The organism is Lysinibacillus sp. NPDC097214, assembly GCF_050277945.1.
Lineage (GTDB): Bacteria > Bacillota > Bacilli > Bacillales_A > Planococcaceae > Lysinibacillus > Lysinibacillus xylanilyticus_B.
Genome location: NZ_JBNNSS010000022.1, coordinates 24,415 through 31,137, shown reverse-complemented (window position 1 = coordinate 31,137; position 6,723 = coordinate 24,415). Strand labels below are relative to the sequence as shown.

General features: G+C 38.5%; 6 protein-coding genes and 1 rRNA gene. All 7 read left to right on the top strand.

Translation table 11 applies throughout. The features are described 5' to 3' along the window. Positions 1-90: ribosomal RNA gene (gene rrf, locus ACQKMI_RS24920) — 5S ribosomal RNA — on the top strand; the annotation flags it as partial. A gap of 258 nt (positions 91-348) precedes the next feature. Beyond that, a complete protein-coding gene (locus ACQKMI_RS24915; RefSeq protein WP_427493240.1) occupies positions 349-1,215 on the top strand; it encodes a MurR/RpiR family transcriptional regulator in 867 nt (288 codons plus the stop codon). 5 nt (positions 1,216-1,220) lie between these two features. After that, positions 1,221-2,336, top strand: a complete 1,116-nt coding sequence (locus tag ACQKMI_RS24910; RefSeq protein WP_427493238.1) for a M20 peptidase aminoacylase family protein — start codon at positions 1,221-1,223, stop codon at positions 2,334-2,336. A gap of 44 nt (positions 2,337-2,380) precedes the next feature. Beyond that, positions 2,381-3,220 (top strand): GNAT family N-acetyltransferase, encoded by an 840-nt coding sequence (locus ACQKMI_RS24905; RefSeq protein ID WP_427493236.1) that lies wholly within the window; start codon positions 2,381-2,383, stop codon positions 3,218-3,220. Then, the gene (gene menC, locus ACQKMI_RS24900) at positions 3,195-4,301 is read left to right on the top strand and encodes an o-succinylbenzoate synthase (protein ID WP_427493234.1); all 1,107 of its coding nucleotides are present in this window, start codon (positions 3,195-3,197) and stop codon (positions 4,299-4,301) included. The genes ACQKMI_RS24905 and menC overlap by 26 nt, the downstream gene beginning before the upstream one ends. A 91-nt stretch (positions 4,302-4,392) precedes the next feature. Further along, the gene (locus tag ACQKMI_RS24895) at positions 4,393-5,445 is read left to right on the top strand and encodes a YkvI family membrane protein (RefSeq protein WP_427493232.1); all 1,053 of its coding nucleotides are present in this window, start codon (positions 4,393-4,395) and stop codon (positions 5,443-5,445) included. A gap of 542 nt (positions 5,446-5,987) precedes the next feature. Further along, entirely contained in the window at positions 5,988-6,638 is a 651-nt protein-coding gene (locus ACQKMI_RS24890; protein WP_427493246.1) for a TetR/AcrR family transcriptional regulator, read from the top strand. Positions 6,639-6,723 lie beyond the last annotated feature (85 nt).

Genomic DNA, 6,723 nt, shown 5'->3' with positions numbered 1-6,723 from the left:
ACCCGTTCCCATACCGAACACGGAAGTTAAGCTCTTTAGCGCCGATGGTAGTTGGGGGCTTCCCCCTGTGAGAGTAGGACGTCGCTAGGCACCTAAAAAAAGTCGAGGATTTATTCCTCGGCTTTTTTTTATTTGCAATTTTTTAGAAAGTTAATCTAAACGATACTATAAAAATGATTATGTTCCAAATTAACTATCATTCTTCATTTTATTTTCATTCATTCCAAAAGGTATAAACAGAAATTTCAGATAATATATTGAATTGCGAAAAAAACTATGTTAGGCTATGTATCATGCAGAATGAAGTTCAAACTTCAAAAATATAATAAAAAAGGATGTACTTCTTTGATGGATAATCAAACAATTCAACAAGTCATTCAACATAAATACCAGGAGCTTTCAAAGAGTCAGCAGAAGGTAGCAGTCTTTATTCTCAAAAATATGCAGACTGCCGGTATTCATTCAGCTGCATATGTGGGGGACAAGGCAGGGGTAAGTGAAACGACGGTTATCCGCTTTTGCTACGCTATAGGATTATCGGGTTATGCTGAGTTGCAACGTGAGATTACGATGCATTTATTCAATGAAGGGAATACTAGTAGCTTGCAAAATTATTTGCAATCAAAGCAGGCACTTTTTGAAACGCCGCGTTTTTACGAAAAATCGATGGAAAAGGATGCATCGAGTATTTTAAATGTTGCAAAGAACATTGAAGGGGAAGATTTTAATCGTGCTTCCATCCTGCTGCATACGAAGAAAAAAATTTATATTGTTGGGAATGGTTCGTCTCATTTAGCGGCACAATGGTTGTATTTTACGTTAAATATGTTACGTCCTAACGTCGTAATTTTAGATTTTGAAACTAGTGAAATCATTAGAGCTTTACAAGAAATCGATGAGGATAGTGTGGTCATTATTTTATCGTTCCATCGCTATTTTAAAGAGCCGATTCAATTCGCAGCTGAAATTCAAGAAAAAAATTGTGAGATTATTGGCATTACAGATTCTAAAATTGCACCTATTACACAATATGCGACGATTACTTTTATAAATGAACAACAAGAAATGTCAACAATAGATGCAATGCCAGCACTGATTTCATTTTTAAATACATTAATTGCGGGTATGACTGCACAAGATCACGACTATTATGAAAATCAACGCGTAAAATATGATGATTTCCAAAATAGCTTTTTAGCAAATCGATGGAGTTGAATGATATGAATCAAGTTTTACAAAACTTACAGCCGAGATTGGTGGATATTTTTACACATTTACATGAGCATCCGGAAATTAGCTGGCAAGAAAAGCAGACAACGCAATATATCGCCAATTTATTAAAGGAGGCGCAGATGGAGCCTCAGTTATTCGAAGATATGACCGGACTGTATGTTGATATTGGAAAAGGGACACCGAGAGTCGGATTTCGTACGGATATCGATGCACTATGGCAGGAAGTAGATGGTGAATTTAAGGCGAATCATTCTTGTGGTCATGATGGTCATATGACGATGGCTATTGGGACAGCACTAGCGTTAAAGGATATGGAGCATTTGCTTCCCGGTGCAGTACGTATTCTTTTTCAGCCAGCAGAAGAAAAGGCACAGGGTGCTCGAGCATTCGTTGAGAAGGGGCTTATTGATCCTCTAGAATACTTATTTGGTGTCCATGTTCGTCCGTTACAAGAACTACGGGACGGAACGTACGCCCCGGCCTTGTACCACGGTGCAGCAAAGCTTTTTACGGGGACAATTATAGGAGAAGAGGCACATGGTGCACGACCTGAACTTGGCATTAATGCCATTGAGGTAGGGTCCGCAATTGTCGAAGGTTTACAAAAAATCTGGACAGACCCTAATGTCTCTGCGTCAGCTAAAATGACGCAATTTAACGCAGGAGGGACCTCTACAAATATTATTCCTGGGAAAGCAACTTTTAGCATTGATGCACGGGCACAAACGAATGAAGTAATGGAAGTTCTCACGAATGGTATTGAACGTGTAAAGGCATCGGTTGAAGCAATGTATGGTGCCAAAATTTCTTTAAATGTAAATGCACATATCGTTGCAGCATTAGTGAATGATGAGGCTTTACAACATATGAAGTCCGCTATTGTTGACGTGGTTGGGGAAAGAGCCTGTGCTTCACCAGTCATTACCCCAGGAGGAGAGGATTTTCATTTTTATACGTATGAGCGTCCGAATCTTAAAGCAACAATGCTTGGCTTAGGTTGTGGTGTAACACCAGGCTTACATCATCCGAAAATGACCTTTAATCGAGAGCGGCTTATTACAGGAGTGAACATTATCACGAGAGCGATTTTACGAGCTTTATAGACCAGCCGTTCACACGGGATAAAGAATAGAAAGAAGTGATAGGAATGATTGACATACGGGAAATAAAGACAATCGAACAGCTGGAGCAAGTTCAGCAATTGGAATATAACGTTTGGGGCATGCCTTCTATTCCTATTCATCAAACGTTAACCGCTGTGAAAAACGGTGGGATCGTTGTGGGTGCCTATGATGGTGACCAATTAGTTGGCTTTAGCTATGGCTTTTCGGGGTTTCGAGAGGGCAAAAGCTATTTATGCTCTCATATGTTGGGGATAGACGAAAATTACCGCTCTCAAGGAATAGGGGAAAAATTAAAATATGCCCAGCAAACAATTGCTATAGAACGGGGCTATGATTTAATGGTATGGACCTTTGATCCGCTGGAAACACGTAATGGTTATCTTAATCTCTCCAAATTAAATGGTATTTGTTATACGTATATAGAAAATTGCTATGGAGAAATGCAGGATGGTTTAAATAAGGGGTTACCTTCCGATCGTTTTGAGGTGTGTTGGTATATAGCCTCTGATTATGTCAGTAAAAGCGTTTCGATAGATGCAAAGAATGCCATACCGGTGGCAAGCTGTGTACCAAATGAACAAGGATTCCTGCGTTTGGAGATGACTGAAGATTTAAAATATAACAGAGGTGTATATACGCTGCCTGTACCAAAGGATTTTCAAGCATTGAAGCTGCAAGACCCGACATTAGCATTGGATTGGCGCTTCAAAACGAGACGTTTATTACAACAATTATTTGCACAAGGTTATGCGGCAGTTCAATTGCAACAGCAAGAAAATTACAACGAGTATGTTCTAGTCAAATTAGAAACTTTAGGTCTGGAAGGAGCAAATCAATATGAAAATAACAGAATTTACCATTAGGCATTTAAAGATGAAATTAAAAGATCCATTTACAACAAGCTTTGGCACATTTGAGGATAAGGATTTTTTAGTTTTAGAGGCTAAAGATGAATCAGGAACAATCGGTTGGGGAGAATCTGTTGCTTTCCATTCTCCTTGGTACAACGAGGAGACATTGCAAACGAATTGGCATATGCTAGAAGATTTCTTGATTCCTCTTATTTTAAATAAAGAGCTTCAGCATCCAGATGAGGTCAACGAACTATTTAAACCGATTCGTAAAAATAATATGGCGAAATCAACTTTAGAAGGTGCTATTTGGGATATTTATGCCCAACAGATGAATCAATCTCTCGCGGCTGCACTTGGTGGCAAAAAAGACAAAATTGAAGTGGGAATCAGTATCGGTATTCAAAAATCAATTGAGGACTTAGTAGCGTTAGTAGATGGCTTTGTGAATGAAGGCTATAAACGAATGAAAATTAAAATCAAGCCAGGCTGGGATGTAGAAGTAATGCGTACATTACGTGAAACGTTCCCTGATGTGGCGTTTATGGCGGATGCGAACTCAGCTTATCGTCTCACAGATGCTGAAACGCTCAAACAGCTAGATGCATTTCATTTAACAATGATTGAGCAGCCATTGGCGTCAGATGACATCATTGACCACGCAGCCTTACAAAAATTAATCGATACGCCTATTTGCTTGGATGAAAGTATCCATTCATTAGAGGATGCACGTAAAGCTGTTGAGTTGGGCAGTACTAAAATTATTAACATTAAAATTGGACGTGTTGGTGGCTTAACTGAAGCTAAGAAAATACATGATTATTGTGAGGTAAATGACATTCCGGTTTGGTGTGGCGGCATGCTGGAATCGGGTATTGGTCGTGCACATAATGTGGCGTTAACTACATTATCGAATTTTATTTTACCTGGCGATACAGCAGGCTCCAGTCGATATTGGGAAAAAGATATTATCGACCCAGAAGTTGTGGTGAAGGACGGTTATATTGAAGTTCCTCAAAAAGCGGGTATCGGCTATGAAGTAAATAGAGAGACGATCGATTTGTTTACAGTAGCACAGAAAACTTATAAATAAAAAACCATGGGTACTAGGAGACTGAACTTAGATCTTAAGGCGGTAGCTTCTATGCCTACCTTATTTCAATAAATTTAAAAGCAGGTGTTCTATGAAAAAAAGTTGGCAGATAGGTGGCGCATTTGTAGGATTAATCGTTGGTGCTGGCTTCGCATCAGGACAAGAAATTATGCAATACTTTACGAGTTTTGGTCTTTACGGTATAGCAGGAGGAATTGTCGCAACAATCGCTTTTGCCTTTTTAGGGATGAGTCTAGCGCAATTAGGGGCAGATTCACAAACGACATCTCATAAAGAGGTAATCTATCAAATCGGTGGGCGCTATGTTGGCGTGCTATTAGATATAGTCATAACGTTCTTCTTATTTGGTGTGGCGGTTGTTATGTTTGCGGGATCAGGGTCAACGTTTGAGCAAATGTTTGGTATAAACCCGATGATCGGCAGCATTTTCATGGTAATCATTACAATTTTAACGCTGCTATTAAATGTGAAAAATATTATTAATATAATAGCTTTAGTGACGCCATATTTAATGGGCATCGTTTTTATCATATTAATTTACTCTATTTTCACAATGGACTTAACAATTGCAGAACAGAATGTGTTAGCGAAAGAGCAATCATCTGCGGCTTCCAATTGGATAATGGGGGCACTCCTCTATGTATCTTATAACATAGCTGCTGGTACGGCGATGCTAATTGTTATGGGGGGAACCGTTAAAGAGCGCAAGATTGCTGGTTATGGCGGTTTTCTTGGCGGCCTAATGCTCGGTGTTTTAATCATACTGATTAATATTGCTTTATTCGTTAAAATGGACGTAGTTGGTGGTTCAGCAATGCCGACTTTAGAGCTAGCCAAACAAATTCATCCTGTAGTGGGGATCTTAATGTCTATTGCTTTATTAGGCATGATGTACAATACGGCTGTAGGGATGCTTTACGCATTTACAGTACGTTTTATAGCGCCTGATCATAAATATTTTAAAATAGGTATCGTGGTAATTGGTTTAATAGGCTTTGTTGCAAGTTTAGTAGGGTTCACGACATTAGTTGGAAAGGTTTATTCAACAATGGGGTATTTAGGCTTTGCATTAATTATTGCAATCATCATCTCGTGGTTACGTAAAATACCAAAAGCTTCATAACTATGTTTTGAAGATTCTCTAGTGTTATTGTACAGCACTAGGGAATTTTTTTGCGATTTTAGTAATAAAAACAAGGTGGAAAGCATACAGTAATTGTAGGTTTGTTTATCTGTGGTGATTTACGGAATTCTGCTTTATGTAAAATAAATTCTCGTAAAATTAATTAAAATCTATATAGATGCTAGACACTGAATTTTCAGAATGCTATATTAATGATGTCATAGTTTTTTAATAATTAGGAAAAATAAGGAGCCGCCATATGTCATGTAAATAGTTGATCTTCGTTACGACTGAGCGACTCCTTGGGGATCAGCAATGGAGGAACGAAGGCTAAAAGCATCACATCCTGTGATATCTGTTGGCCCGAGACCCTGCAACGAAGCGTCAGCAATTGTTTTATCTGTGCGAAAGCGTAGCGACAGCAACAACAAAGCGCTCAGTCGGAACGGAAATCAGCCACACATTATGGCGATGACCTAAAACCTTTTCTAAATTATAAAGAGTGATTGAGTAAAGAGTTATAAGAAGGATGATAGATGCCTATGGTAAAAAAAACATTAAAACAACGTATTGTTGACGCTTCTGTAGTGCTATTTCAGCAAGATGGCTATCACAATGTAACTGTTGATCGCATTGTTGAATACATTGGTGCATCAAAGGGTGGATTTTATCATAATTTTAAATCGAAAGATGAACTGTTGTATGAAATTCACGATGTATTTATTTCTTATGTGATTAAACAGTCACAGGAGGCATATGACAAATACGATACACCGATTACACGTTTATGTGCAATGCTGCAAACACTGACACAAGTGTTTGATATGTATCAAGCACATATTACGGTTTTTTACGAGGAAAGTCATTCATTGGCAGAGGAATATAGTGAAATAATTCATAAAAAACGAGATCAATATCGGGATATTTTACAAAAAGTCATAGAGGAAGGCCAGCAAACAAAGGATTTTCGTACAGAATTACCTTGTACTATTGTAACGATGGCTATTGTCGGGATGATTAACTGGACATACAAATGGTTTAAGCAATCAGGTCCGTTAACAATGGAGGAAATTACAGAAGTATTTACGGATATGATATTGCGTGCGATTGTCACTGAACAAGCAATGGACGAAGCAGTTCAATTTATGGTCAAGGGGAAGCCAGGAGTAGAGACTGGTTTTATTAATAGTTAATACAAACCGACTAGTCGGTATTAACTTATTTCAACGGGTGTCCAACCACCCGTTGAAATAGAAGAACTCAGTCTAAGAACGCCAC